General features: G+C 69.1%; 25 protein-coding genes and 1 pseudogene. 11 read left to right on the top strand and 15 right to left on the bottom strand.

Translation table 11 applies throughout. From position 1 onward, the window contains the following. Positions 1-24: 24 nt before the first annotated feature. From AC2D10_RS08490 to AC2D10_RS08515, 6 genes are all read right to left on the bottom strand, one after another. Positions 25-696 carry an HAD family hydrolase gene (locus tag AC2D10_RS08490; protein ID WP_484711652.1) on the bottom strand — a complete coding sequence of 224 codons (672 nt, stop codon included), beginning with the start codon at positions 694-696 and terminating at the stop codon, positions 25-27. Positions 697-721: 25 nt separating this feature from the next. Continuing rightward, a complete protein-coding gene (locus AC2D10_RS08495; RefSeq protein WP_484711653.1) occupies positions 722-2,044 on the bottom strand; it encodes a M20 family metallopeptidase in 1,323 nt (440 codons plus the stop codon). Further along, the gene (locus tag AC2D10_RS08500) at positions 2,044-2,802 is read right to left on the bottom strand and encodes an ATP-binding cassette domain-containing protein (RefSeq protein WP_484711654.1); all 759 of its coding nucleotides are present in this window, start codon (positions 2,800-2,802) and stop codon (positions 2,044-2,046) included. The genes AC2D10_RS08495 and AC2D10_RS08500 overlap by 1 nt, the downstream gene beginning before the upstream one ends. A gap of 11 nt (positions 2,803-2,813) precedes the next feature. Next, a complete protein-coding gene (locus AC2D10_RS08505) occupies positions 2,814-3,857 on the bottom strand; it encodes an ABC transporter permease (protein WP_484711655.1) in 1,044 nt (347 codons plus the stop codon). Positions 3,858-3,861: 4 nt separating this feature from the next. After that, positions 3,862-4,869 (bottom strand): ABC transporter substrate-binding protein, encoded by a 1,008-nt coding sequence (locus tag AC2D10_RS08510; protein ID WP_484711656.1) that lies wholly within the window; start codon positions 4,867-4,869, stop codon positions 3,862-3,864. Between the two features lie 205 nt (positions 4,870-5,074). After that, on the bottom strand, positions 5,075-5,824 hold the full coding sequence (locus AC2D10_RS08515; RefSeq protein WP_484711657.1) for a GntR family transcriptional regulator: 750 nt from the start codon (positions 5,822-5,824) through the stop codon (positions 5,075-5,077). 188 nt (positions 5,825-6,012) lie between these two features. Here AC2D10_RS08515 and AC2D10_RS08520 point away from each other — a divergent pair, with 188 nt between their 5' ends. Next, entirely contained in the window at positions 6,013-7,026 is a 1,014-nt protein-coding gene (locus tag AC2D10_RS08520; protein ID WP_484711658.1) for an SIS domain-containing protein, read from the top strand. A 77-nt stretch (positions 7,027-7,103) separates the two neighbouring features. Further along, positions 7,104-7,925: a PfkB family carbohydrate kinase gene (locus AC2D10_RS08525; protein ID WP_484711659.1), complete on the top strand. Its 822-nt coding sequence runs from the start codon at positions 7,104-7,106 to the stop codon at positions 7,923-7,925. 44 nt (positions 7,926-7,969) lie between these two features. Here the strand turns inward: AC2D10_RS08525 and AC2D10_RS08530 are convergent, their stop codons facing one another. The 4 genes and pseudogenes from AC2D10_RS08530 to AC2D10_RS08545 form a co-directional block, all read right to left on the bottom strand. Then, complete coding sequence (locus AC2D10_RS08530; protein WP_484711660.1) at positions 7,970-8,104, bottom strand: methionine/alanine import family NSS transporter small subunit; 135 nt, start codon at positions 8,102-8,104, stop codon at positions 7,970-7,972. After that, complete coding sequence (locus AC2D10_RS08535) at positions 8,101-9,726, bottom strand: sodium-dependent transporter (RefSeq protein WP_484711833.1); 1,626 nt, start codon at positions 9,724-9,726, stop codon at positions 8,101-8,103. Before AC2D10_RS08535 ends, AC2D10_RS08530 begins: the two co-directional genes overlap by 4 nt. A gap of 195 nt (positions 9,727-9,921) precedes the next feature. Beyond that, positions 9,922-10,155: pseudogene (locus AC2D10_RS08540) on the bottom strand (MmcQ/YjbR family DNA-binding protein); the annotation flags it as partial. Between the two features lies 1 nt (position 10,156). Then, positions 10,157-10,657, bottom strand: coding sequence for a MarR family winged helix-turn-helix transcriptional regulator (locus tag AC2D10_RS08545; protein WP_484711661.1), 501 nt, complete (start codon positions 10,655-10,657; stop codon positions 10,157-10,159). 84 nt (positions 10,658-10,741) lie between these two features. On the opposite strand from AC2D10_RS08545, the gene AC2D10_RS08550 reads away from it, so the two are divergent. Together AC2D10_RS08550 and AC2D10_RS08555 are read left to right on the top strand one after the other, a co-directional pair. Then, positions 10,742-11,797 (top strand): LLM class flavin-dependent oxidoreductase, encoded by a 1,056-nt coding sequence (locus AC2D10_RS08550; RefSeq protein WP_484711662.1) that lies wholly within the window; start codon positions 10,742-10,744, stop codon positions 11,795-11,797. Further along, on the top strand, positions 11,794-12,465 hold the full coding sequence (locus AC2D10_RS08555) for an NADPH-dependent F420 reductase (protein ID WP_484711663.1): 672 nt from the start codon (positions 11,794-11,796) through the stop codon (positions 12,463-12,465). Before AC2D10_RS08550 ends, AC2D10_RS08555 begins: the two co-directional genes overlap by 4 nt. Positions 12,466-12,499: 34 nt before the next feature. On the opposite strand, the gene AC2D10_RS08560 is transcribed toward AC2D10_RS08555, so the two are convergent. Next, entirely contained in the window at positions 12,500-12,931 is a 432-nt protein-coding gene (locus AC2D10_RS08560) for a DUF6069 family protein (protein WP_484711664.1), read from the bottom strand. A 103-nt stretch (positions 12,932-13,034) separates the two neighbouring features. Here AC2D10_RS08560 and AC2D10_RS08565 point away from each other — a divergent pair, with 103 nt between their 5' ends. Together AC2D10_RS08565 and AC2D10_RS08570 are read left to right on the top strand one after the other, a co-directional pair. After that, a complete protein-coding gene (locus AC2D10_RS08565) occupies positions 13,035-13,652 on the top strand; it encodes a TetR/AcrR family transcriptional regulator (protein WP_484711665.1) in 618 nt (205 codons plus the stop codon). Continuing rightward, the gene (locus AC2D10_RS08570; RefSeq protein WP_484711666.1) at positions 13,649-15,595 is read left to right on the top strand and encodes a glycoside hydrolase family 9 protein; all 1,947 of its coding nucleotides are present in this window, start codon (positions 13,649-13,651) and stop codon (positions 15,593-15,595) included. The genes AC2D10_RS08565 and AC2D10_RS08570 overlap by 4 nt, the downstream gene beginning before the upstream one ends. A 47-nt stretch (positions 15,596-15,642) precedes the next feature. Here the strand turns inward: AC2D10_RS08570 and AC2D10_RS08575 are convergent, their stop codons facing one another. Continuing rightward, on the bottom strand, positions 15,643-16,095 hold the full coding sequence (locus tag AC2D10_RS08575) for a MarR family winged helix-turn-helix transcriptional regulator (RefSeq protein ID WP_484711667.1): 453 nt from the start codon (positions 16,093-16,095) through the stop codon (positions 15,643-15,645). A gap of 68 nt (positions 16,096-16,163) precedes the next feature. Here AC2D10_RS08575 and AC2D10_RS08580 point away from each other — a divergent pair, with 68 nt between their 5' ends. Together AC2D10_RS08580 and AC2D10_RS08585 are read left to right on the top strand one after the other, a co-directional pair. After that, positions 16,164-17,042 carry an NmrA/HSCARG family protein gene (locus AC2D10_RS08580; protein ID WP_484711668.1) on the top strand — a complete coding sequence of 293 codons (879 nt, stop codon included), beginning with the start codon at positions 16,164-16,166 and terminating at the stop codon, positions 17,040-17,042. A 43-nt stretch (positions 17,043-17,085) separates the two neighbouring features. Continuing rightward, positions 17,086-17,982 (top strand): NADP-dependent oxidoreductase, encoded by an 897-nt coding sequence (locus tag AC2D10_RS08585; protein ID WP_484711669.1) that lies wholly within the window; start codon positions 17,086-17,088, stop codon positions 17,980-17,982. 48 nt (positions 17,983-18,030) lie between these two features. Here AC2D10_RS08585 and AC2D10_RS08590 read toward each other — a convergent pair whose 3' ends face one another. Beyond that, a complete protein-coding gene (locus AC2D10_RS08590; RefSeq protein WP_484711670.1) occupies positions 18,031-18,978 on the bottom strand; it encodes a GlxA family transcriptional regulator in 948 nt (315 codons plus the stop codon). Between the two features lie 135 nt (positions 18,979-19,113). Between AC2D10_RS08590 and AC2D10_RS08595 the strand changes: the two genes are divergently transcribed. From AC2D10_RS08595 to AC2D10_RS08605, 3 genes are all read left to right on the top strand, one after another. Beyond that, positions 19,114-19,755: an isochorismatase family protein gene (locus tag AC2D10_RS08595; RefSeq protein ID WP_484711671.1), complete on the top strand. Its 642-nt coding sequence runs from the start codon at positions 19,114-19,116 to the stop codon at positions 19,753-19,755. A gap of 134 nt (positions 19,756-19,889) precedes the next feature. Then, positions 19,890-22,379, top strand: a complete 2,490-nt coding sequence (locus AC2D10_RS08600) for an excinuclease ABC subunit UvrA (protein WP_484711672.1) — start codon at positions 19,890-19,892, stop codon at positions 22,377-22,379. 69 nt (positions 22,380-22,448) lie between these two features. Next, entirely contained in the window at positions 22,449-22,652 is a 204-nt protein-coding gene (locus AC2D10_RS08605; RefSeq protein ID WP_484711673.1) for a hypothetical protein, read from the top strand. Between the two features lie 22 nt (positions 22,653-22,674). On the opposite strand, the gene AC2D10_RS08610 is transcribed toward AC2D10_RS08605, so the two are convergent. Continuing rightward, the gene (locus AC2D10_RS08610) at positions 22,675-23,337 is read right to left on the bottom strand and encodes an SAM-dependent methyltransferase (protein WP_484711674.1); all 663 of its coding nucleotides are present in this window, start codon (positions 23,335-23,337) and stop codon (positions 22,675-22,677) included. Between the two features lie 5 nt (positions 23,338-23,342). Next, on the bottom strand, positions 23,343-24,359 hold the full coding sequence (locus AC2D10_RS08615; protein WP_484711675.1) for an NAD(P)/FAD-dependent oxidoreductase: 1,017 nt from the start codon (positions 24,357-24,359) through the stop codon (positions 23,343-23,345). Between the last annotated feature and the right edge of the window lie 18 nt (positions 24,360-24,377).

Below are 24,377 nucleotides of genomic sequence, written 5' to 3' on the forward strand. Positions count from 1 at the left end.
TTCGTCGAGTACCCGGGACGGGCGTCACACCTGCCCCGTCGCCACCAGGCGATCCACCGTGCCGGGGAGCTCGGCCAGATCCTCGATGATGCGCAGACGGTCGCCGGTGACAACCGACAACCCGCTCGCGCCCTCGCGGTCGTAGGCGAGGACGAACATCCCCGCCCGCCGCGCCGCCTCCACTCCGAACCGGCTGTCGTCGATCGCGATGCAGCGCTCGGGTGGCACACCGAGCACCTCCGCCGCCCGCAGGTACACATCCGGAGCCGGCTTGCCCGCGGCGACGTCCACTGCGCTGCTGATCCGCCCATCGAAGCGATCCAGCAGGCCGGCCACCTCCAGGCTGATCCGGATGCGATCGGTCGAGCTGTTCGACGCCACTGCGACGGGAAGGTCGATCTGCTGCAACGCCTCCACGATGCCGGGAATCACCGTCAGCTCCGAGCGCAGCGCCTGCTCCAGCCATCCGCGGTAGGGCGCATCCCACCCCGGCTCGAGCGGACGCCCGATGCGGCGTTCGATCTCGGCCTCGAAGAACTCGCGCGATGAGCCGGTGAACATCGTCATGAGCTCGTCGACTTCGGCGTGCCACCCGAGGTCAGCGACCATCCGTTGAGTGACCCGCGCGGAGAGCAGTTCGCTGTCGACGAGGACGCCGTCGCAGTCGAAGACCACCGCGTCGAAGTGGGCCGTCACGCGGGATCCTCCGCACGCCGCACGATCACGAGCCCGACCACCCGAGCGCCGTTCGGGCGATCAGCCGCGCCGCGGCCGGGAGCAGGTCGAGGTCGACGTACTCGTCAGCCGCATGAGCGACGAGGAGATTGCCGGGGCCGCAGACCAGTGCCGGGATGCCATGCGCCTCATAGAACGACGCATCCGACTGCGCGCCGTTCGGCTGGGGCGCGCTCAGGGCGGGCGCCCCGAGATCGGTCGCGACCTCATTGCGCGCCTCGAGCGCGATGCGCGCGAACTCCGATGTCGGGTCCGTGTACGCGGGAGGCCAGGTATCGATCCATTCGAACTCGACGGGATGCGCGGCGAGCCACGGGTCCATGGCCGCAGCCGCCTCGATGTGGGTCTCGATCTCTTGTCTGATCTCCTCTGATGTCTCCCCGGGCGGGAAGGACAGGAGGTAGTCGAACCGGGCGCGATCCGGGAAGTAGGGCGCCGCCGCGAATCCGATGTCGGCGTGGAGCACTCCGGGGTGGATGATGAACGCCCCGGGCGGGAACTGGGGGTGCCTCTTGGTGAACGCCCACTGCTCCTCGAGCTGCCGCATCGCACTGTAGATGTAGAAGCCCTTGTCGATCGCGTTGACGCCGACCGCGTCGCCCCCGCCGCCGGCGCGGATCGCCAGATTGCGCGAGGCCCAGTGCGTCGACTTGCCTCGCACTGTGAGCGAGAAGAGGTAGTTGCCCGCCGCGGTGTTCGCGAGCCGGAACACCTCATCACCGCTCGAGGTCGGCTCGGGGATGAGCACGGCGTCGACGGCGAAGCCCGCATCGAGCACGGCGGTCGTCCCGATGCCGTGGCTCATGGTCTCCTCGCCGACGACCGAATGGATGTGCAGGTCGCCGGCAAGCGTGACGCCCGCGTCCCCCAGAGCCTTCACGGCGAGCCACGCCGCTGCGTGAGCCGCCTTCATGTCGGTCACTCCCAGCCCGTAGAGAAGGTTGCCCACTCGCTCGGCCTTCCACGGATCGGCAAAGCGGCCGTCCTGCGGGGCGACTGTGTCGATGTGCGCATTGACGGCCAGCGATCGTCCGCCGCCCGAGCCGCGGAGGATGCCGACGAGGTTGGCTCGCCCCGGCTCCGCCTCCACAGTGTGCGTCTCCATCCCCGCGCCGCGCAGCCATTCGCCCAGCAGTTCGTTCGCCCGCGACTCGCCTCCGGCATACGTCTCGGGCGAGACGCCCGGCTGCATCGGGTTGACGCTCGGCACCGCGACGAGATCGATCAGCAGGCGCTCGGCGTCCGCGAGGTGCGAGGCGATCGCGGCGTCCACCGCGTCGATCACGGCACCTGACTTCTTCGGCGACATCACGCTGCTCCGCTCAATCCGGTGATCGCCTTGACGAGGCTGTCAGGGGTGAAGGTGCTCGTGGGAGCATCGACCGAGATCCGTCCGAGCCGGAGTACGACGATCCGGTCGGTCACCTCGAGCACGTGGGGCAGCGTGTGCGAGATGAACACCACAGCGAGCCCCTTCGTCTTGGCCTGCTTGATCACTTCGAGGACCTCGGCGGACTGCCGGGCTCCGAGGTGATTCGTCGGCTCGTCCAGGATGATCACCTTGCTCGCCCAGGTGGCGGCGCGGCCGATCGCGACCGCCTGCCGCTGCCCGCCCGACAGGCGCGCGATGGTGCGTGTCGACGACGGCACGGCGATGCCGACCTTCTCGAGCTCCATGCGGGCGGCCTCGTCCATGCGACGGTTGGCCAGGAATCCGAAACGACCCCAGAACCCGGGCACGACCTGCTCTCGACCGAGGAACACGTTGGCGCTCACCGTGAGATCGGGCGCGAGCGACGAGTCCTGGTACAGGGTCTCGATCCCGCTCTCCAACGCCTCCTGCGGGGAGTTCCACTGCACGGGCTCACCGTCGAGCAGCATCTCGCCGCGATCGGGTCGGTGCGCACCCGAGAGCACCTTGACGAGCGTCGACTTGCCGGCGCCGTTGTCGCCGACGAGCCCGACCACCTCACCGGCGGCGACCGAGAACTCGACATCGTCGAGCGCGAGCACGTTGCCGTACTTCTTCGTGACGCCCCTGACCTGGTACACAGGCTCTGCGTTCATGTCGTTCTCCTTCACGTTCGTGAGTTTGCTCGGCCGATGCCCTGCACGGCCACAGCGATGGCGATGAGCGCTCCGACGACGATCTGCTGCGCGTTCGGCTCGACCCCGATGAGGATCAGTCCGCTGAGCACGCTCGCCGTGATCAGCGCGCCGAGTGCGGTGCCGGTCACTCGCCCGACGCCACCCATGAGGCTGATACCGCCGATCACCGCTGCGGCGATCGCCTGCAACTCGCCGCCCCGACCGGAGGCCGGCGAGCCCGACCCGAGCCGGAAGTAGACGAAGAGCCCCGCGACGGCGGCGAGCACGCCACCGATCACATAGACCTTCATCAAGTGCCGGTCGACGTTGATGCCCGCGACCCGGGCGGCGAAGGAGTTCGATCCGATCGCGTAGGTGTGCCGACCGAAACGCGTGCGCGAGAGCGCCAGCCACGCGATCACCAGAATCACGAAGACCACGAGCAGGGGCACGGTGAAGACTTCGAGGAAGCGCGTGTTCCCGAGGAGCACGACCTCCTTCGGCCCGCCGGCGATCTGGACGCCGCCGGTGATCACGAGAGTCGTCCCCATGCAGACGCCCATCGTCGCGAGCGTCGCGATGAAGGGTGCGAGCTTCACCCGGGTGATCAGCAGTCCGTTCACGACTCCGACGGTCGCTCCGACGAGGATCGCCGCGAGGATGCCGAGAGCGATGCTGAGCGCCGGATCGAGCCCGGCCTCGGTCGTACTGCGGATCGCGAGCGCCGCCGAGACCCCGGAGAGTCCCAGGACGGCGCCGACCGAGAGGTCGATGCCGCCCGTGAGGATGACGAACGTCTGCCCGATCGCCATCAGGATGACCGGCGCGAAGTCCTGGAGGATGTTGCCGAAGGACGCCGTCGAGAAGTAGCGCGGGTTCAAAAGCGAGAACACCAGCACCATGACCACGTACACGGCGATCAGCAGCGTCTCCTGCCGCGTCGCCAGTTCCTTCCAGCGTTCGCCGCGCCCCGTGATGATGGGGCTCGTCTCGACGGACTGTCTGCCTGTGTTCGTTCCGAGATCGTTCGTCATCGGGTCACTCGGCGTACTCGTACGAGCGGGTGTCGTCGAGGTTGTCGAGGTTCATCACGACGTTCGGGATCACGACCTCTTCCTCGATCTCGTCCTCGCCCTCGCCCGTGGCCTTGGCGTAGGCGAACTGAAGAGCGAGACGGGCCTCCTGCGCAGGGTCCTGCGCGATGAGGGCTGAGATCGCGCCGGCCTCCAGTTCAGCCACCTGTGCGGCATAGGCGTCGTAGCAGATCAGCTTGACGTCGCCGACCTTGGCCGAGTTGTTCAGTGCGGCGACCGCTCCGGTGCAGGACGTGCCGTCGACGGCGAAGACGCCGGCGAGATCAGGGTGTTCGAGCAACGTGGTGTTGAGGATCGTGGTCGCCTCGGAGGGCTGGCTGTAGGCGAACTGCACGGGCAGCATCTCGAGGCCGTCGTACTCGTCTGCGAGGGCCGCCTCGAACCCTTCGACGCGCTGAGTACCTGTGGTGTTGGTCGGCGATGCCGAGATCACCAGGATCTTGCCGCTGCCGCCGGTCTGCGCGTCCATCTCCTCGGCCGCGCGCTCCCCACCGTCGCGGTTGTCGCCCGTGATGTGCGAGACGAGGTCGGAGCCGTCACTCACCGTGGTGTCGACGGTGATGACCGGCACTCCCTGGGCGGTTGCCTTCGTGACGCTCGGCTGCAGAGCGTCGGCGTCGGTCGGTACGAGAACGAGGGCGTCGAGGTCCTCCGTCAGCGCGGCGTCGACGAAAGGAAGCTGCGACTGCGGGGAGTACTGGTCGGCGGCGCCCTGCCAGATCAGGTTGATGCCGAGCTTCTCGGCCTCGTCCTTCGCCGCGATCTCCATCGCACGGAAGAACGGGTCCGACGCGATCCCGGGGATGAACGCGACCGTGATCTCCGCTGCGGCGTCGCCGCCGGCGTCGTCGCCGGACTGGCCGCCGCTCGACGAGCAGCCCGCGAGGATGAGCACGGAAGACAGGACGCCCACTCCGATGCCGAGTGATGCGCGCTTGGGGGTGATGTTCATGCTGGACCTCGTATCTACTTCGCCGGGTGGGACCTCTGGAGAGGTTGACTAGCAACATAGGCGGATGTCTGACAACAAGTCAAGACATCAGACGACACTTAACATCGCGGACACAAAAAGGCCGACGAGTGCACCGATCCGAAGATCAGGCACTCGTCGACCAGGAGGCGAAGCGGGATGCGTCAGCGCGGGCGCGCGGTTGACTTCATCGTTGCCGCAGCACGCTGAAGGAGATCTCGCTACCGCGATGGTAGTCGGCCGCGTAGAGCACTCGTTCCCCTCCGCGGCTCATGCCGACCTCCTTCACCAGGAGCCACGGGCCGAGGCCGGCGAGGTTATAGCGCTGCTGCCACTCCTCCGGCAGGTCCACCGCCGAGATCGTGGCAAGCGCGGCATTGACATGGTGCCCGTGCGCGGCGAGAGCGAGGGTCAGCGACCCGCTCCAGTCGCGGTGCTCAATGGGGCCGGGAAGGGTCGAGCGAGGAAGGGTGTTCGCGCTGACCACCAGAGGCTCCTCGTCGCCGTAGCGGATTCGCAGGAGGCGGATCACCTCCGCGCCCCCCTCGATCTGCAGGGCATCGGCCTCTTCCGCGTCCGCCTCTCCCAGCGAGACGTCGAGCACCGCGCTGCTCACGCGGTAGCCGCGCGCGTCGAGCACTTCGGTGATGCTCTCGTATTTCGTCATCGGGCGCTCCACGCGCAGAGAGCCGGATGCCGAGATGAATCGCCCCTGCCCCTGGACCGCGTGCACGGCCCCCTCCTGCTCGAGCAGACGCAGCGCCTCGCGGACTGTCGACCGTGAGACGCCGAACAGCTCCGCGAGCTCCGCTTCGGTGTTCAGACGGTCGCCGGGCTTGAGGCCGAGCCGGGAGATCAACTCCTGCACCTGGTCATAGACGCGTTCGACCATGCTCTCGCGCACCCCCGGACTGCTCCGGTTTAGCTTCTCCGACATGTCCCCTCCTTCACGAACGCATTGTCCGACAGAGCCGCCGACAATGACCCCGACCATAGCAACGAAGCAAGCAATCCGTTCATCTCACCGGTCGGATCAGATTCTTGTCGCACATCGGTGGGCCTGGTGTTATGGTTGTCCGACATCTGAGGCTTTGATCAGACAACACGACGGAAAGCAGGTAGTGCATGTTGAATTTCGATGCTGCGAGGTACGTGGAGATCCAGCGCGGAGCCGCGGCGCTCGCGGGGCCGATCCGCGACGCGCTCGAGAAGGAGATCGACGCGGGAGCGGAGAACATCTTCTTCGCCGGTGCGGGAGGCGTGAACTTCCTCACGCAGCCGGCTGCACGCCTCCTGCAGACGAAGTCCACGTTCCCGACCTTCATCGAGATGGCAGCCGAGCTCGTGAACAGCGGCAGCGCCCATCTCGGGCCGCACTCGATCGTGGTCTTCCCCTCGGTGTCGGGAACCACGAAAGAAGCGATCGCGGCGCTCGAGTTCGTGCGCAGCAAGGGAGCCCGCGTGCTCTCCCTCACCGCGCAGGCCGACACTCCGCTCGGGTCGCAGGCCGACATCAACTTCTCCAACTTCTGCGCCGATGACACGTCGAGCGAGAACTTCTACCTGCAGACCCTCTTCATCGCGCTGGCCATCATGGACATCCGCGGCGAGGTCGACGACTACGACTCGGTGATCGGCGAACTGCAGCTGCTGCCCGAGCTGCTCGTCGAGGTCAAGGGCGCCTTCGAGCCACGGGCCGAGGCGTTGGCGATCGAGATCAAGGACGAGCAGAATCACATCGTCACGGGATCCGGCGGCGCCTGGTTCGAGGCCTGGTACTACGCGATGTGCATCCTCGAAGAGATGCAGTGGATCTGGACCCGCCCGGTGCACGCGTCGGACTTCTTCCACGGCACGCTCGAACTGCTCGAGGAGAACACCAGCGTCCTGCTGATCAAGGGTGAGGACGAGCAGCGTGGACTCGCAGAACGCGTGGAACGCTTCGCTCCCACGGTCACCACGAAGCTCCGCGTCTTCGACACCAAGGACTTCGACCTGCCCGGGGTCTCCGAGCGTGTGCGCGGACTCATCTCGCCGATCATCCTCGCGGCGATCTTCGAGCGTCTGAGCGCACACCTCGAGATCGTCCGCGATCACCCGCTCACGACGCGGCGATACTACAAGAAGGGCGACTTCTGATCGACTGACCGGGGGTCCGGTCTGGGCATCGCCGGACCGGACCCCCCGCCTGCACACCCCGCCCTCTGAGGAGACCCATGACCTTCCCCGTTATCGACGTCGCCGTGGTCGGCGACAACACGATCGACCGATTCCTCGACGAGCCCGAACTCGGCGACCTGATCGGTGGCAACGCGCTCAACGTCGCGGTGCAGCTCGCGATGCTCGGGCTCCGCGTCGGCTATTTCGGGGCCGTGGGAACCGACGCGAACGCCGACATCGTTCGTGCCGCCGCCGCAGCACGCGACGTCGACATCTCGGGGCTGGTGACGATGCCGGGAGCGACCGCTCTCACGACGATCCGACGCGATGCCGGCGGCGACCGTCATTTCGAGACAGAGGACTTCGGGGTCACGGTGGAGTACCACCCCGACACCGAGGCCCTCCGCCGGATCGCTTCCGCACGCTGGGTCCATGTCGGGATGCTGCCGACTTCACGCCTGCTCGGCGAGCAGCTCTCCGCGTTGTCTGACGTGCCGGTGAGTCAGGACTGCAGCGTCTCGCCCGACGCGCACCGACTCGCCGTGCACTTCGCGTCGGCCGGTGAAGAGCACGATGCTGCGGATCGCATCATCGCGGAGGCGCTCGCGAGCGGCGCTCAGACGGCGGTGGCCACCCTGGGAGCGCACGGCGCACGGGCGGGCCGAGGTGCCGAGCGTTGGCAGATGCCCTCGGCGCCTGTGCAGGTCGTCGACACGACCGGCGCGGGTGACTCGTTCATGGCCGGCTTCATCGCCGCGCGCCTCGGCGATGCGACGATCGAGCACGCACTGCAGCGCGGCGTCGCACGCGGCGGCTTCACCTGCGGCTACATGGGCGGCTGGCCACAGCTCGCCGCCGACGTCGCTCGGGTCGGCTGAGAGACCGGGGCACCCGAGCGGGCGCCCGCCACTGCGCACGCGACTCAGAGCTCGACCGGCACCGGGGTGTCGTCGTCGGCAGCCTCGGGATGCTTCGCCAGATTCACGACGGCGGCGATCAGGCCGCCCCAGATCGTGACCATGGCGATGATCATCATGATGATCGCGGTGGTGGTCATGCGCCTGCCCCCTTCGTGTCGTCGTGTCGGATGATCGGGATCGCCGAGGTCTCGGGGTCCGCCGGGTACTCCTCGTCGACCAGGAACTCGTCGTACTCGTCGTCGCTCTTCGCGTGCGAGCGTCCGCTCCACGGCAAGGCCGACAGCACGAGGGCGAGCACCACCAGGGCGATCACCATGCCCCAGCCGAAGATGGCGAGGAACCAGCCCGGGTAACCCTCGTACGGCTCAGAGATCTTCGAGATGAGTTCGGTGATGAGCAGGTATCCGAGCACGATCGGGGCCAGGGCGCCGACGAGCAGCATCCAGAAGCGTCCGACCCGGAAGCTCGAGCGGCGGTTGAGGTGCTCCACCAGCGCCGGCAGCTTGTGCAGCAGCCAGGCCACGATCACCACCGCCACGAGCGCCACCGCCATGATGCCGAATGCGTTCACGAACGCGTCGGCCGTGTCGAGCACCGAGAGCGCCGTCGTCGTCGAGAACAGCGCCATCGACACGATCGCGAGGGGGATCGCGACCGTCAGGGTCGTGCGCACGCGCGCCCAGCCGAGCTTGTCCTGCAGCGCCGCCACGATCACCTCGAGGATCGAGATCAGCGAGGTCACCCCGGCGAACACCAGGGCGCCGAAGAACAGCACGCCGATGATCGAGCCGCCGGCGGCCTGCGACACGATCGTGGGGAAGGCGATGAAGGCCAGTCCGATGCCCGACGAGGCGACACCGGCGACCTCGGTCCCCTGCGCCTGCGCCATGAAGCCGAGCGCGGCGAACACGCCGATGCCGGCGAGGATCTCGAAGCCCGAGTTCGCGAACGCGACGACGAGCCCCGAGCCGGTCAGGTCGGTCTTGCGCTTCAGGTAGGAGGAGTAGGTGACCATGATGCCGAAGGCCACCGACAGCGAGAAGAAGATGTGACCGTAAGCCGAGGCCCAGACGGCCGGGTCGGCGAGCGCCTCCCAGTTGGGGGTGAAGAAGGCGTTGAGGCCGTCCATCGCACCGGGCAGGAACAGCGACTGCACCACGAGGATCGCGAACATCACGGTCAGCAGGGGCATCAGGATCATGTTCGCCCGGCCGATGCCGCGCTTCACGCCCAGCGCCATGATGACGATCACGATCAGCCACACGACGATCAGCGGAATGCCGACCTGCGGCACGAACTGCGTCGACACCCCGACCTCGGCGACGTCGGCCGACTGCAGGAAGTCGATGAAGAAGAAGTCGTTCTCGTTGCCCGGCCCCCATGTCAGCTGCGCCGAGAACCACGTGTACATGGCCGCCCACGCGATGATCACCGCGTAGTACACGGCGATGACGACGCAGATGAGCACCTGCCACCAGCCGAGCGGTTCGGCACGGCGATGCATGCGTCGGAAGGCGAGCGGTGCGGAGCCGCGGAAGCGGTGGCCGATCGCATAGTCGAAGAAGAGCAGCGGAATGCCGGCGGTCAGCAGCGCGCACAGGTACGGGATGAGGAACGCTCCGCCGCCGCCCTCGTACGCGACGTAGGGGAAGCGCCAGATGTTCCCGAGTCCGACCGCCGAACCGATCGCCGAGAGGATGAAGACGTTCCGCGAGCCGAAGGCTTCGCGCTTGGGGGTCTGCGTCGCTGACGTGGCCATGCGGGCGAGACTACCCGAGTCTGTGTGTTCGCCGTGGGAATCGGAGCCGCGCTCAGCGCCCGAACGTGTCGGGATCGACGGGGCGATCGCGCTTAGGGACCTTCTCGACGACGAGGCGATAAGACTCGGTGACCGCTCGTCGACGAGCTCCGGATCGATGTCGCCGCCCGGATGCACCGATATCCAGTGCTTCTTGTTCATGTGGTAGCCGGGCGTGATGTCGGGGAACGTGTCGCAGAGCGCCCGTGCGTCTTCGGGCGCCGACTTCAGCGTCACCATCGCGTCGCCCGTCGCGGAGGTGTGCAGCATGAACACCTTGCCGCGCACCTTCCACACGTCCCACTCGGGGCCGAACGGATGGGTGAGCTCCGCGCCGGGCAGTTCGTCGGCGCGGGCGGCGGCTCGCTTCTGCAGTGAGGTGCCCTTCATGTCATCCTTCTTTCTGCGCGTCGGACGCGCTGTCGAGGTGTGCGCGCAGTCTGACGGTGAGCGTTCGCAGCGATTCGAGCTCGTCGGTGGTGAAGGCGTCGACGAACACCGTGCGCACGAGCCGCAGGTGCGCGGCGGAGGAGCTGCGGAAGGTGTGCGCGCCGACCTCGGTGAGCTGCACCGCCGCGCCGCGGGCGTCACCGCCGACGGCACCGCGGCTCACGAGCTGCCGCTCCTGCATGCGCCGCAGATGATGCGAGAGCCGGCTGCGCTCCCACCCCACCGTGTCGGCGAGTTCGGAGGAGCGGAGCGTGCGGTCGGGAGCCTCGCTCAGGGCGAGCATCACGGAGTAGTCACCGGGTGAGATCCCCGAGTCCTCCTGGAACGCGGTGGAGAGCGTGCGGCGCACGGCCTCGGACGTCTCGATGTACTCGCGCCAGATCGTCAGCTCATTCGCATCGGGCGATCGTCTGCCCTTTCGCTGCTGCGTCTTCTCGCCCATGGCGCCTCCCTTGACAGATCGACTGTAACGGTAGATCATTGACACGTCAACCAGATGATTGACGTGTCAATGAAAGAGGGAATCATGTCCGACATCGTCTTCGGCCTCGACACGTTCGGGGACGTCCCCAGCGATGAGACCGGTGCGCAGGTGAGCCACGCGCGCTCGATCCGCCAGCTGGTCGACGAGGCCGTGCTGGCGGATGAGCTCGGCGTCGACGTCTTCACGGTCGGCGAGCACCACCGGCCGGAATACTCGGTGTCGTCGCCCGAGACCGTGCTCGCGGGGCTGGCGACGGTCACGAAGCGCATCCGGCTCGGATCCGGCGTGACCGTTCTCAGCAGCGACGATCCCGTGCGCGTCTTCCAGCGCTTCGCGACCGTCGACGCACTGTCGAACGGACGCGCCGAAGTGATCCTCGGTCGCGGATCGTTCACGGAGTCCTTCCCCCTCTTCGGCTACGACCTGGCCGACTATGAGGTGCTGTTCGAAGAGAAGATCGAGCTGTTCGCCGAGCTGCTCGCCGAGAAGCCGGTGACCTGGTCGGGCACGACACGCGCCGCGCTCACCGATGCCGACGTGTTCCCGAAGACCGAGAACGGCCTCACCACCTGGGTCGGCGTGGGCGGTTCGCCGCAGTCGGTCGTGCGCACGGCGAAGTACGGATTCCCGCTGATGCTCGCCATCATCGGCGGTCAGCCCGAGCGCTTCGCCCCCTACCTCGACCTGTACCGTCGGGCGGCGGAGCAGTTCGGCACGACGGCGCACCCGGTGGGCATGCACTCCCCCGGCTTCATCGCCGACACCGACGACGAGGCGTTGGCCGCCTGGTACCCGCACTACAAGGTCGTGCGCGACCGCATCGGCGCCCTCCGCGGCTGGCCGCCGGTGACGCGGGCGGAGTTCGATCGCGAGGTCGAGAGCGGATCGATGTACGTCGGGTCCCCCGAGACGGTCGCGCAGAAGATGGCGCACACCATCTCGTCGCTGGGCGTGGGCCGGTTCGACATGATCTACACCTCCGGCGCGCAGACCATGTCGTCGCGGCTGCGGTCGGTCGAGCTCTACGGCACCGAGGTCGTGCCGCGGGTGCGGGAGCTGCTGGCCGAGATGCCGTCGATGCGCACGGTGTCTGCATGACGACCATCGCGATCCTCGGCGCCGGCAAGCTCGGCACGGTGCTGGCGCGCCTCGCGATCGGCGCGGGGCATCGTGTGCTCGTCGCCGGATCGGGAGACCCCGACGCGATCTCGCTCATCGTGACGGTGATCGCGCCGGGTGCCGAAGCGGTCAGGGCAGCGGATGCCGTCGCCGACGCCGACATCGTCATCCTGGCGCTCCCGCTGGGCAAGCTCCCCAGCGTCCCGGCCGAGGCGTTGCGCGGAAAGCTCGTCGTCGACGCGATGAACTACTGGTGGGAGGTCGACGGCGAGCGCGAGGACCTCGCCGACGCGGGCGTCTCGACGAGCGAGCAGGTGCAGCGGCAACTGCCCGCCTCCACCGTCGCCAAGGCGTTCAATCACATGGGCTATCACGACCTCGACGAGGGTGCGCGGCCGGCAGGCTCGCTCGACCGCAAGGCGATCGCGGTCGCCGGCGATGATCGGGATGCCGTGGCCCACGTCGCCGCGCTCGTCGACGCGTGGGGCTTCGATCCGGTGATCGCCGGGAGTCTGCGCGAGAGCATCGCGCTCGAGCCGCACGCCGAGGCGTTCGGTGCGAACGTGTCGGCCGCGGAGCTCGAGGCGATGATCGAGCGCTTCCCGGCCACGGTCCGCGGGCTGGAGGTCGCACTCGCGCGATCGTGACGCGGGGCGTCCGAAGGCGGATCCTCAGGGGCCGTCAGGTGCGGGCGCCGCGCGACGCGAGCACGTATGCCGGAACCGCCACCGCGACGACCACGACGTGCATGAGCATGAGCGCGATCACCGCCACCGTGGTCGTGCCGGGGATGAACCGGAAGACGAGCAGCAGCACGTCGGGCACGAAGGTGACCAGCGTCACGAGCGGAACCAGCATCCGCAGTGTGCGCTTCGGGTCGCGCGCGCGGCGAGTCACGAGCATCCATCCGACCCATCCCGCTGCCACTCCCAACACGGTGAACAGCGTGAAGGCGGGGAACGTGAGCGGTCCATAGTCGGAGGGAGCGCCGTTCGCCACCGCGACGGCGGCGATGAGAGCGTTCACGCCCACCGTGATGACCGCGGCAGCGACGAGGATGCCCGCCACAGCGAGTCGGGCGGATCGACGTGGGGTGGTGACAGTCGCGACCATGAGATCTCCTTCGAGGATGAGAGACTTCTCGTTGTTACGGTTCCGATCGGTACCGTAATGCAATAACGGTACCAGCGCGACCCGAAAGGTACAATGGGTTCTCGTGGCGACCATCGACGGGGCGAAGACGACAGGACGACCTCGCGACCCCGAGGTGGAGCGCGGCATCCTCTCCGCCACGCAGGATCTGCTCATCGAGCTCGGATACACCGGCACCACGATCGCCGCCGTCGCCCGGCGTGCTCACTGCGGCAAGTCGGCCATCTACCGCCGCTGGACCACGAAGGCAGACCTCGTCGTCGCCGCCGTGCGTGCACTGCACGTCACCGCGGACCTGCCCGACACCGGCGACCTGCGCGAGGACCTGCTCGCGGCCGCGTTGCACTTCGCGCACTCCGATGAGCGATCCGCCCGCGTGCTGGCGAGCCTGCTGAGCCATCTGGGCAGCGACCCGGAACTGCGTGACGTCGCCTACCGCACGATCGGCCAGCCGCCGGTCGCCGCTCTCATCGCGGTGATCGAACGCTGGATCGAGCGCGGGGTCGTTCCAGCCGACGCCGCCGTGTCGGTCATCGCCGGCGTCGTACCGACGGCCGCGTTCGGCAGCATCACGCTGCGACAACGGGCCCTCGACGCCGAGACCGTCACGAGTCTCGTGGACGAGGTGGTCATGCCGGCGCTCCTGGCGCGTACTCGCCCGTCCCCCACGGCGTCACCATGACGAAGACGCGCGCGCACGTCTTTTCCCCACTCATCGCGACGGCCACACTCATCGCGGCGGCCACATTGGTGATCGGTGCCGCTCTGGCCGGATGCAGCGCCACGTCGCCCGAGACCGACGAGCAGAACTCCACGACAGCGGAGGTCGCACCGGTGGTGCGGGTGGACCAGGTCGGGTACGGGGTCGACGAGACCAAGCGCGCGTTCGCCATGGGCAGTTCGACGCAGCTCGACGACGCCCGCTACGAGGTGCTCGACGCTGACGGGGCGGTGGTCGCGTCGGGCGGGCTCGGCGAGGACACCGGCCCGTGGAGCGACACCTTCGACGCGGTGCGGGCGATCGACTTCACCGACGTGACGACGCGGGGCCGGTACTCGATCCGCCTCACCGGAACCGGGGTGGATGCCGCGTCGCCGCCGTTCTCGATCGCCCCCGCCGCGGAGCTTCTGCAGCCACTGGCCGACCTGACCGTGCTGTTCTTCCAGGCGCAGCGCGACGGGCGAGACGTCGTCCCCACCGTGCTCGATCGCCAGCCGTCGCATGTGCGCGATGAATCTGCGACGGTGTACCGCACGCCCGAGTATGACGACGCCGGATCGACACTGGTCGACCAGCGCCTCACCCCCGCTCCGCGCGAGAAGGTCGACGTCAGTGGCGGGTGGTTCGACGCGGGCGACTTCCTCAAGTTCACCGGCACGACTGCCGCTGCGACGTCAGAGTTGCTGTGGGCGCTGCGCGATCAGGACGACCCGGATCCGGCGCTCGTCGCCGAGGCGCAGGTCGGGCTGGACTGGCTCGACAAGATGTGGGACGAGCAGACGCAGACGCTCTTTCTGCAGGTCGGGCTCGGGAACGGCAACGCCAGCATCCGCAGCGATCACGACGTCTGGCGACTGCCCGAGACCGACGACCTGTCGGACGCCGCGCCCGGCGACTCCGATCACACGATCTCGTACCGGCCGGTCTTCGCCGCGAACGAGCCGGGCGAGGCGCTTCCTCCATCCGTCGCGGGCCGCGTCGCCGCCACATTCGCGCTGGACGCGCAGCGATGCGCCGCTGTCGGCGACACCGACCGGGCCCGCGATCGCCTCGCCACGGCGGCTGCGATCTACGCGCTCGCAGATACCGACCCGCAGGAGGGGGCGGCGCTGGCCACCGCGGTCCCCGCGGAGTTCTACCCCGAGGCGTCCTGGCAGGACGACCTGGAGTTCGCGGCGGTCGAGCTCGCCCACGCCGGCGTCGCACTCGGAGACCCGCGCGCGCCGCAGTGGCAGACGGATGCCGCGGCGTGGGCGCAGGCCTACATCGACTCCGACGCCCTCGGCACGCTGGGCGTCGCCGATGTCAGCGCACTCGCGCACGCCGATCTCATCGCCCTCGATGACCCGCAGACCCCGGCCCTCCTCGCGGATCTGCGGCGCCAGCTGGACGCGGGCGTGGAGCACGCGGCATCCGATCCGTTCGGGGCGGGCGCGAGCACCCTCGACTTCGACGCGGTGCCCTTCACGTTCGGGCTGATCGCCACCGCCGCGCTGTACGAGACGGCATCGGGCGACACCGGATATCGCGACTTCGCATCGGGGCAGCGGGCCTGGGCGCTGGGCGCGAACGCCTGGGGTTCGAGCTTCGTGATCGGCGCGGGCACGACCTACCCCCGCTGCCCGGAGCATCAGGTGGCGAACCTGACCGACACCGACGGCGAACTCGCGGGAGCGGTCGTCAACGGACCCAACGCCGCCGACAAGCTCGACGACCTCAACCGGTTCGAGACCATGCGTGCCTGCGTCGCGGACGGCGCGGACGGTGTTCCGTTCACGGTGTTCGACGGGCAGGGCTCGCGCTATCTCGACGATGTGGGCGCGTGGCAGACCGTCGAACCCGCGATCGACTTCACCGCGACCGCACTCCTCGCCTTCACGCTGACCGGCTCACTGGAGCGCTGAGACGAGCCCCGACAGGGGCGACGTCGGTCACGTCGAGTCCTGCCCGACTACGCCAGAGAGGCGCTCACACGCTCGAGCAGCGCGCGCAGCTGCTGCTGCTCGCCCTCGGTCAGGGCGGCGGTCGTGCGATCCTCGAGCGTCTTCCACACAGCCAGCACCGGCTTCTCCAGCGCCTGACCCGCGGCCGTCAGCGATACGAGCACGACACGGCGGTCAGTCTCGGAGCGCTCGCGTGAGATGAAGCCCGCCTTCTCGAGTCGGGCGAGGGTCTTCGCGGCCGTCGGAGGCTCGACGCCGAGCTGACGGGTGAGGTCGGCCTGCGACTGCGGCGCGGCATCCCACAGCAGCATCAGCACGAACTCCTGGCCCGCTGCGAGGCCCAGGTCCTGCAGCAGTGCGCCGGCGAGCTTGCGGTGAGCCTTCGCCACCGTCGGGATCAGCGAGCTGATCGGTCCGGCCACACGGGCTCCGTGCGAGAGGGCTCCATCGTCAGCATGCATGGAAGCCTCCGGGAATAATCATTAGCCGACTTATGTTTTCTGAGATGACCGATCAGAAGGAGTCAATCATGACCGCAGCATCCACCCCCACCACCGCCGTATTCGCCGCCACCGGAAGCCAGGGCGGCGCCGTGACCGACGCGCTCCTCACCCGCGGCGCGCAGGTACGCGCCCTCGTCCGTGACACCGCGTCGGAGAAGTCCCGCGCTCTCGCCGCGCGCGGGGTCGAACTGGCGCAGATCGACATCGACGACGCCTCGTCGCTGCAGACGGCGCTCGCGGGCGTCGACGCGTTCTGGTTCATGACGACCCCTCCCGGCGGCATGCAGAACGCCGACACCGCGGGCGAGACAACGCAGGGCATCGCTCTCGCCGACGCTGCCGCGGCCGCACGCGTGCCGCGCGTCGTCTTCCACTCCGTCGGGGGCGCCGAACGCGACTCGCAGGTGCCGCACTTCGACTCAAAGTATGCGGTCGAGGAGCACCTCGCGGCCCTCGGCCTGCACACGACGATCGTGCGCCCGGTGTTCTTCATGGAGAACTTCCATGGGTTCGCTCCGACGCGCGAGGACGACACGCTCGTCCTGCGTCTGCCGTTCCCCGACGGCACGCCGCTGCAGCTGATCTCGGTGCGCGACGTCGGCCTGGTCGGGGCGGCCGCCCTGCTCGACCCCCACGCCGCCCCGCAGACGATCGAGATCGCCGGCGATCAGCTCACCGGCAGCGAGATCGCCGCCGCATTCGCCGAGAAGACGGGCACGCCCACCCGCTACGAAGCCCTTCCACTCGCCGTGATGGACGGCCAGGACGACCTGCAGGCGATGTTCCGCTGGTTCGCCGAGACGCCCGCCTACCAGGCCGACATCGACCAGGTGCGTGCGCTCGTTCCCGAGTTGCAGGACCTGCGCACCTGGCTCGCCGCCGTCGACTACTCCCCCGCCTCGTGACCCGCCTCTTGCCGCCGACCGCACACCAGACTCAGGAGCCCTCATGAAAGCCATCCAGTTCACCGCCTACGGCAGCGCCGACGTTCTCGAGCTCGTCGACATCGACGAGCCGCAGCCCGGTCCCGGCGAGATCGTGGTGCAGGTCGCCAGCGCCGGCGTCAATCAGCTCGACACGAAGATCCGCTCGGGCATGATGTCGGGCGGAGTCGCACTGGCGTCTCGCACCGGAACCGGCGTGGAGGCAGCCGGGACGGTCGTCGCCGTCGGAGAGGGGGTCGACGATGTCGCGCCCGGTGCCGTCGTGTTCGGCACCGGACGCGAAACCCTCGCAGAGCGCGCTGTGCTGACCCACTGGGCGACACTCCCTGGCGGAGTGGACCCGGTCGAGGCAGGCGGATGGGGCGTCGCCTCCGAGACCGCCCACCGCCTGCTCACCGATCTCGGGGTCACCGAGGGCACGCTACTGCTCAGCGGAGCCTCCGGCGGCGTCGGCTCGGCGCTGATCCAGCTGGCACGCGGGCGCGGCCTGCGTGTCATCGGCACCGCGAGCGCCCCGAACCAGGCCTACCTCGAGAACCTCGGGGCGACCCCGGTCACCTACGGCCCCGGACTGGTCGACCGCGTGCGAGCGGTCGCTCCCGAGGGCATCGCCGGCGCGCTCGACCTGTCGGGTGCCGGGGTCATCGCCGAGCTCATCGAGATCGTCGGCGACGCCTCACGCGTCATCTCCATCGCCGACTTCACGGCCCCGGCGCTCGGCGCGCGCGTGTCGAACGGCGCCACACGCACCACGAACCCGCGCGACGGGTTCGCTGAAGCGCTCGCCCTGCCGGGGTTCGGCCTGCACGTCGACCGTCGGTACCGGCTCGACGACGCCCGCGCCGCTCACCGGAAGTCCGAGGAGGGTCACACCGTCGGGAAGCTCATCGTGATTCCGTGATTCCGTGATTCCCGCGCGTCGGCAACGATGCAGGGAGTGCCGGGCGGGCTACACCCGGGCGTCGAACCGGCGGCGATAGCTCGACGGCGTGCTTCCGAAGGCCGCGGCGAAGTTCTGCCGAAGGGTGACCGGATTGCCGAATCCGCACGATGCGGCGATCTGGTCGACCGAGAGATCCGTGGTCTCGAGCAGGCGACGGGCCTCGTCGAGCCGCCGCGAGCGCACCCAGGCGGCCGGCGTCGTGCCGGTGGTGTCGCGGAAGGCTCGCACGAACGTGCGGCGGCTCATGTGCGCGGCGGCCGCGAGGCGTTTGATGCTGAGATCCTCGTCGAGATGGCGCTGCGCCCAGGCGGATGCCGCTCCGATCGGGTCGTCGGTCGAGCGGTGGGCGACGGGTCGTGCGATGTACTGCGCCTGACCGCCCTCCCGGTGCGGGGCCACGACGAGGCTGCGGGCGACCTGATTGGCGGCTTCGGCACCCAGCCGGGTGCGGACGACGTGCAGGCAGGCGTCGAGACCCGAGGCTGTGCCGGCCGACGTCATCACATCGCCGTGGTCGAGATACAGCACCCGTGAATCGACGTCGACGTCCGGATGCCGCAGGGCCAACCCTTCCGCGGCGTTCCAGTGCGTCACGGCGCTCCGCCCCGCCAGCAACCCGAGATCGGCGACCGCGATGGCACCGAGGCAGAGCCCCGCGACCGCGGCTCCGCGCTCATGCGCCCGCAGCAGTGCACGCCGCAGCCCGGGGCCGAGCTCGCGGCCGTCATCGACCCACGACGGCAGGACGACGATGTCCGCATCCTCCGTCGCGGCGAGGCCCTGCACTCGACCGATCGTGTACCCCTCGGCTGTGCGCACCGATCCCGCACGGTCCGAGAAGAGCACCGTCTCCCACTCGGCCAGCCCCTGGCGGGCGACCTCGTCGAAGACCATCTGCGGCACCGAGAGATGGAACATCGTCACGCCATCGAACGCGTGGATCGCGATCTTCACAGAGCACCTCCGGGTTGGCCTGAATCCATCGTATCGCCGCACGTGAGCCAGTCGCGGCCAGAAGCATGATCGCGCATGCTGGATGTCAGCGGCTTCCGCGTCGCCCCTCCGAGATCGACCGACTGAAGGAACATCATGACCACCCCGAACCGCGCCCTCGTTCTCGTCGACGTCCAGCAGGAGTACTTCGACGGCCCCCTCGAAGTGCAGCACCCGCCGGTCGAGGACTCGCTCGCCCGCATCACCACGGCCATCGACGCCGCCACCGCCGCCGGCACGCCGGTCGTCGTCTTCCAGCACAGCGCCGGAGATCAGGCGCCGGTGTTCAACCCCACGCAGCCTGGCTTCGCCCTGCATCCCGCCATCGAGGAGCGTCGCACCGAGAACTGGAAGGCGATCACGAAGCAGTTCGGATCGGTCTTCGCCGACACCGACCTCGTGGACTGGCTGCGCGAGAACGCGATCGACACCATCACGCTCGTCGGCTACATGACCAACAACTGCATCATCGCGTCGGCGGCCCAGGCCGAGACGGTCGGCATCGCCGTCGAGGTGCTCTCGGATGCGACGGGGGCGATCAGCATCGCGAACGCGGCCGGCGCGGTCGACGCCCGCACGGTGCACGAGACGCTCATGGCGGTGCTGCACTCGAACTTCGCCGCCGTCGCCGACACTGCGGCGTGGACCGAGGCGCTCGAGGGCGGTCAGGCGCTGCCGAAGGACAACCTGGCGACGTCGGCGATCACCGGTGCCGGACGGTTCTCGGCGGGACGCTGAGGCGCGGCGTCCGGGAGAGGCCTCAGCACCCCCGGATACACTCGACCGATGCCTGAGACCCCGTCTGATGTGACCGATCCCTTCGTTCGCGTCCGGGGGCGAACGAGAACAACCTCCGCAATGTCGATGTCGATGTGCCGCGCGATCGGATCGTCGCCTTCACCGGAGTCTCGGGGTCGGGCAAGTCGTCGCTCGCGTTCGGCACGATCTTCACCGAGGCGCAGCGCCGCTATCTCGAGTCCGTCGCCCCGTATGCACGGCGTCTCATCCAGCAGGGGCATGACCCGCACGTCGAGTCGATCTCGGGGCTGCCGCCGGCCGTGGCACTGCAGCAGCGCCGCGGCGCACCGAGTTCGCGATCGAGCGTCGGCACCGTCACCACGCTGTCGAACTCGCTGCGGATGCTCTTCTCACGGGCGGGCACTTTTCCCGAGGGCTTCACCACGCGACTCGACTCCGACGCGTTCTCACCGAACACGGTCGCCGGGGCGTGCCCGGAGTGCCATGGCATCGGCGTCGCTCACACCGTCACCGAGGACTCACTCGTGCCCGACCCCTCGCTCAGCATCCGGGACGGTGCCATCGCGGCATGGCCCGGCGCGTGGCAGGCGAAGAACCTGCGCGACATCACGATCGCTCTCGGCTATGACGTCGATCGTCCCTGGCGCGACCTCGATCAAGCCGATCGCGACTGGCTGCTGTTCACCGAGGAGCAGCCGGTCGTGCAGATCACGCCGCAGCGCGATCGGGTCGCGAAGCCGTACAGCGGCATGTTCTGGAGTGCGAAGCAGTACGTCTTCCACACGCTCGCCGACTCGAAGAGCGAGAAGATGCGCGCGAAGGTGCTGCAGTTCGTGCGCTCCGGCACCTGCCCGCTGTGCCACGGCACCGGACTGCGCCGCGAAGCCCTGGCGGTCACGTTCGCCGGTCGCACGATCGCCGAGCTGAACGCGCTGCCGATGACCGAGCTCGCCGACGTCATCCGTCCGACGACGCAGCTGACCGACGCCGCACCCGCCCTGCCGACCACACTCTCGGGTGAGCGCACCGACGTCGCGGTGGCCCTGACCACCGACCTCCTGGCACGCATCGAGGTGCTGACCGACCTCGGCCTCGGCTATCTCGGACTCGGCCGCGTGACGACGACCCTCTCCCCCGGTGAGATGCAGCGCCTGCGGCTCGCGACGCAGCTGCGCTCCGGCCTGTTCGGCGTCGTCTACGTGCTCGATGAGCCATCGGCCGGACTGCACCCCGCCGACGCGGAACCCCTGCTCGACGTGCTCGAGCAGCTCAAGCGCTCGGGCAACTCGGTGTTCGTGGTCGAGCACAACATGGACGTCGTGCGGCATGCCGACTGGATCGTCGACGTCGGACCCGGGGCGGGCGAGGGCGGCGGCGAAGTCCTCTACAGCGGGACGGTCGACGGTCTCGGCGCCGTCGATGCCTCGGTCACGCGGCCGTTCCTGTTCCCCGCGGCGGACGGGTCCGAGGTCGTGCGCCGACAGCGGCGCACCCCGTCGACCTGGCTGACCGTCGAGGGCATCTCACTGCACAACCTCGCCGACGTCGACGCGGAGATCCCGCTGGGCACGCTCGTCGCCGTCACCGGCGTCTCCGGTTCAGGCAAGTCGACTCTGGTGAGTCGGGTGCTCCGCGATGTCGTGCGCGACCACCTGCACGCGGGCGGCGACGCGAGCCCGGACGACGCCGATGACGACAGCGGCACCCCCGACTCGGCGTCGACCGTTGCCACCGGTGACGCCGGGCTCGCCGAGGCGACGGTCCCCGAGGCGCGCGTCGACACGTTGTCGGTCCGCCGCGCGACGGGACTCGAGCACATCGACCGCCTCGTGCGCGTCGACCAGAAGCCGATCGGCCGCACGCCGCGATCGAATCTCGCGACCTACACCGGGCTCTTCGACGCGGTCCGTACGACCTTCGCGAAGACCGACCTCGCCCGCGAGCGGGGATACGGCGCCGGCCGCTTCTCGTTCAACGTCGCGGGCGGACGCTGCGAGACCTGCCTGGGCGAGGGGTTCGTGTCGGTGGAGCTGCTGTTCCTGCCCGGCAGCTACGGCCGCTGCCCTACATGCCACGGCGCGCGGTACAACGCCGAGACGCTCGAGGTCACCTACGAGGGCAGGTCGATCGCCGACGTCCTCGCACTGACGGTTGACGACGCCTCCGGCTTCCTCGCGTCCGTCCCGGCGGCCGCCCGCAGCCTGCAGGCCCTCCGCGACGTCGGCCTCGGCTACCTGCGACTCGGTCAGCCCGCCACCGAGCTGTCGGGCGGCGAGGCACAGCGCATCAAGCTCGCGACAGAACTGCAGCGGATGCGACGCGGTCACACCCTCTACCTGCTCGACGAGCCGACCACGGGGCTGCATCCCGCCGATGTCCAGCGGCTGCTCGCGCAGCTGCACGCCCTCGTCGACGCCGGCGACACGGTGGTCGTCGTGGAGCATGAGATGGATGTCGTCGCCGCCGCGGACTGGGTCATCGACCTCGGGCCGTCCGGTGGAGACGCCGGCGGACGCATCATCGCCGCGGGCACTCCGGATGACGTCGCGCAGGACGCGTCGAGCCGCACGGCGCCGTACCTCGCCGCCCGACTCGGGCGCTGACCCAACCACAGCATCCGCGGGATCTCAACCCCCTGGTCGTCCATCGCCCGGCCGACGGAATCTGGGGGCATGAGCCACCCCGACGACATCAAACAGCCCCTGGACCACCTGCCCCCGCTCGACGAGCGCGACAGGGCGATCGAGATCGAGGAGCCGAGCTACCCGACCTCCGAGGCGCCGAACGGCCCGACGCACGCGTCGCCCGACACCGCAGCGGAGCCCGACAAGCCCAACCGCCACGGCGTCGACAAGCTGCCGCCGACGTCGCGCTGACCCCTCGGCCCCCGACCGCTGACTAGAGCGTCGCTCGACGCACCTGCAGCACGGCGTCGACCAGCGTCACGTCGTTGCGGCCGCGCCAGGTCACGACGCGCTCGACGAGTTCGTTCGTCTCGACGTGCCATCCGTCGTCGAGTTCGAGCGCGGCGAGCACCTCGTCGGGCGTGGGCAGCGGCGGCGCGTCGACCTCGTGCTCATGGCCGGAGCCCGGCGGGGATGCGGCATGGCCGACGACCAGCAGCCTCCCGCCCGGAGCCACGGCTGCCGCCGCCCGACGCAGGATCTCCGCGCGCGGGAACGCGAACGGCGCGTGCAGGAACGCCGACGTGACGAGGTCGTACTCCGCGTGCGGCTGCCACGTGGTCAGGTCGGCCTGCTCCCAGGTGAGGCGGTCGGCGAGGCCCTGCTGTGCCGCCTGTTCCGCCGCGACCTCGAGCGCGGCGGACGAGATGTCGACGGCCGTGACGGTCCATCCCCGCGCGGCCAACCAGAGGGCATCCGCTCCCTCTCCGCAGCCGAGCTCGAGCGCGGTGCCAGGGACCAGCTCCAGGACTTGGCGCTCGACGGTCGCGTTGACCGCGCCGCTCCATATGCGCCCGTTCTCGTCGCGGCCGGTGCGGTACCGGGTCTCCCAGAACTCGGCCGCATCGATGTCTTCGTGCTCGGCGGAGTGCCCCATGTCGCTCACGCCTGCCGCGCGTCGGTCAGCAGGTCCGCGACCTCGGCGGTCGCTGCGGCGACTTCTTCGGCGACGAACTCGCCGTTGATCGTGAGCGCGGCGGTGGCGCCGGATCCCATCGCAATCGGCACCAGCGATGCCGGACTGGCGGAGTTGCCGACCGCCCACACGCCCGCGACACTCGTGCGACCGAAGGCATCGACGGCCGTCCACGGGCCGAAGTACGAATCGGCACGCTCGGCGCCCAGCTGCCGCAGCGGCTCATCGAGCGGCGCCGGAGCTGGCTCGGCGAACACGACGTCGACCGAAGCGACCGTGCCGTCGTCGAGCGCCAGACCGGTGAGGCGGTCGCCGTCGGTGACGACGTGGGTGACGGCGCGGTCTTCAAGACGCATCCCGCGCTGCTCGAGTACGCGGCGCTCGAGCTCCGGAATCGGATCGGCGAGCGCCGTGAAGACGGTGATGTCAGCCGAGTACGAGCGCAGCATGTGCGCCTTGTGCGCGCCGGCGGCAGAGCCGAGCAGCACGCCGACCGCGCGGCCGGCGGCCTCGTATCCGTCGCAGTACGGGCAGGCGACGACGCCTCGACCCCACTGCTCGGCGAGCCCGGGGATGTCGGGCAACACGTCGCGCGTCCCCGTCGCGACGATCAGGCGGCGTCCGGTCACTGCCACACCGGAGTCAGTGGTGACCTCGAATCCGCCGTCGACGGCGCGGGTTTCGACCGCCCGGCCGTTCACGACCACGCCATCCACCGCCTGCACCTCGCGGTAGCCGTCGGCGACGAGGTCGAGCGGCGAGTACCCGTCGCGACTCAGCACGCCGTGCATGTGCGGCGCGAAGCGATTGCGCGGCTCCTGGGCGTCGAGCACGAGCACCCGCCGACGCGCACGGGCGAGGATCAGGGCTGCGCTGAGTCCGGCGGCGCCTCCGCCGATGATGATGACGTCCCAGCGCTCGGCGCTGAGGGAGGGGTCGAGAGGAGTGGAGGATGCTGGGGAGTTCGAGATCGTGGTGGTCATGTCCTCAGCGTGCGATAC

This window comes from Microbacterium sp. PI-SA-G (genome assembly GCF_057215335.1).

Coding starts and splice junctions, on each gene's coding strand:
- AC2D10_RS08495 (WP_484711653.1), bottom strand. CDS start 2,044: ATGTCGCCGAAGAAGTCAGGTGCCGTGATCGACGCGGTGGACGCCGCG.
- AC2D10_RS08500 (WP_484711654.1), bottom strand. CDS start 2,802: ATGAACGCAGAGCCTGTGTACCAGGTCAGGGGCGTCACGAAGAAGTAC.
- AC2D10_RS08505 (WP_484711655.1), bottom strand. CDS start 3,857: ATGACGAACGATCTCGGAACGAACACAGGCAGACAGTCCGTCGAGACG.
- AC2D10_RS08510 (WP_484711656.1), bottom strand. CDS start 4,869: ATGAACATCACCCCCAAGCGCGCATCACTCGGCATCGGAGTGGGCGTC.
- AC2D10_RS08515 (WP_484711657.1), bottom strand. CDS start 5,824: ATGTCGGAGAAGCTAAACCGGAGCAGTCCGGGGGTGCGCGAGAGCATG.
- AC2D10_RS08520 (WP_484711658.1), top strand. CDS start 6,013: ATGTTGAATTTCGATGCTGCGAGGTACGTGGAGATCCAGCGCGGAGCC.
- AC2D10_RS08525 (WP_484711659.1), top strand. CDS start 7,104: ATGACCTTCCCCGTTATCGACGTCGCCGTGGTCGGCGACAACACGATC.
- AC2D10_RS08530 (WP_484711660.1), bottom strand. CDS start 8,104: ATGACCACCACCGCGATCATCATGATGATCATCGCCATGGTCACGATC.
- AC2D10_RS08535 (WP_484711833.1), bottom strand. CDS start 9,726: ATGGCCACGTCAGCGACGCAGACCCCCAAGCGCGAAGCCTTCGGCTCG.
- AC2D10_RS08545 (WP_484711661.1), bottom strand. CDS start 10,657: ATGGGCGAGAAGACGCAGCAGCGAAAGGGCAGACGATCGCCCGATGCG.
- AC2D10_RS08550 (WP_484711662.1), top strand. CDS start 10,742: ATGTCCGACATCGTCTTCGGCCTCGACACGTTCGGGGACGTCCCCAGC.
- AC2D10_RS08555 (WP_484711663.1), top strand. CDS start 11,794: ATGACGACCATCGCGATCCTCGGCGCCGGCAAGCTCGGCACGGTGCTG.
- AC2D10_RS08560 (WP_484711664.1), bottom strand. CDS start 12,931: ATGGTCGCGACTGTCACCACCCCACGTCGATCCGCCCGACTCGCTGTG.
- AC2D10_RS08570 (WP_484711666.1), top strand. CDS start 13,649: ATGACGAAGACGCGCGCGCACGTCTTTTCCCCACTCATCGCGACGGCC.
- AC2D10_RS08575 (WP_484711667.1), bottom strand. CDS start 16,095: ATGCATGCTGACGATGGAGCCCTCTCGCACGGAGCCCGTGTGGCCGGA.
- AC2D10_RS08580 (WP_484711668.1), top strand. CDS start 16,164: ATGACCGCAGCATCCACCCCCACCACCGCCGTATTCGCCGCCACCGGA.
- AC2D10_RS08585 (WP_484711669.1), top strand. CDS start 17,086: ATGAAAGCCATCCAGTTCACCGCCTACGGCAGCGCCGACGTTCTCGAG.
- AC2D10_RS08595 (WP_484711671.1), top strand. CDS start 19,114: ATGACCACCCCGAACCGCGCCCTCGTTCTCGTCGACGTCCAGCAGGAG.
- AC2D10_RS08605 (WP_484711673.1), top strand. CDS start 22,449: ATGAGCCACCCCGACGACATCAAACAGCCCCTGGACCACCTGCCCCCG.
- AC2D10_RS08610 (WP_484711674.1), bottom strand. CDS start 23,337: ATGGGGCACTCCGCCGAGCACGAAGACATCGATGCGGCCGAGTTCTGG.
- AC2D10_RS08615 (WP_484711675.1), bottom strand. CDS start 24,359: ATGACCACCACGATCTCGAACTCCCCAGCATCCTCCACTCCTCTCGAC.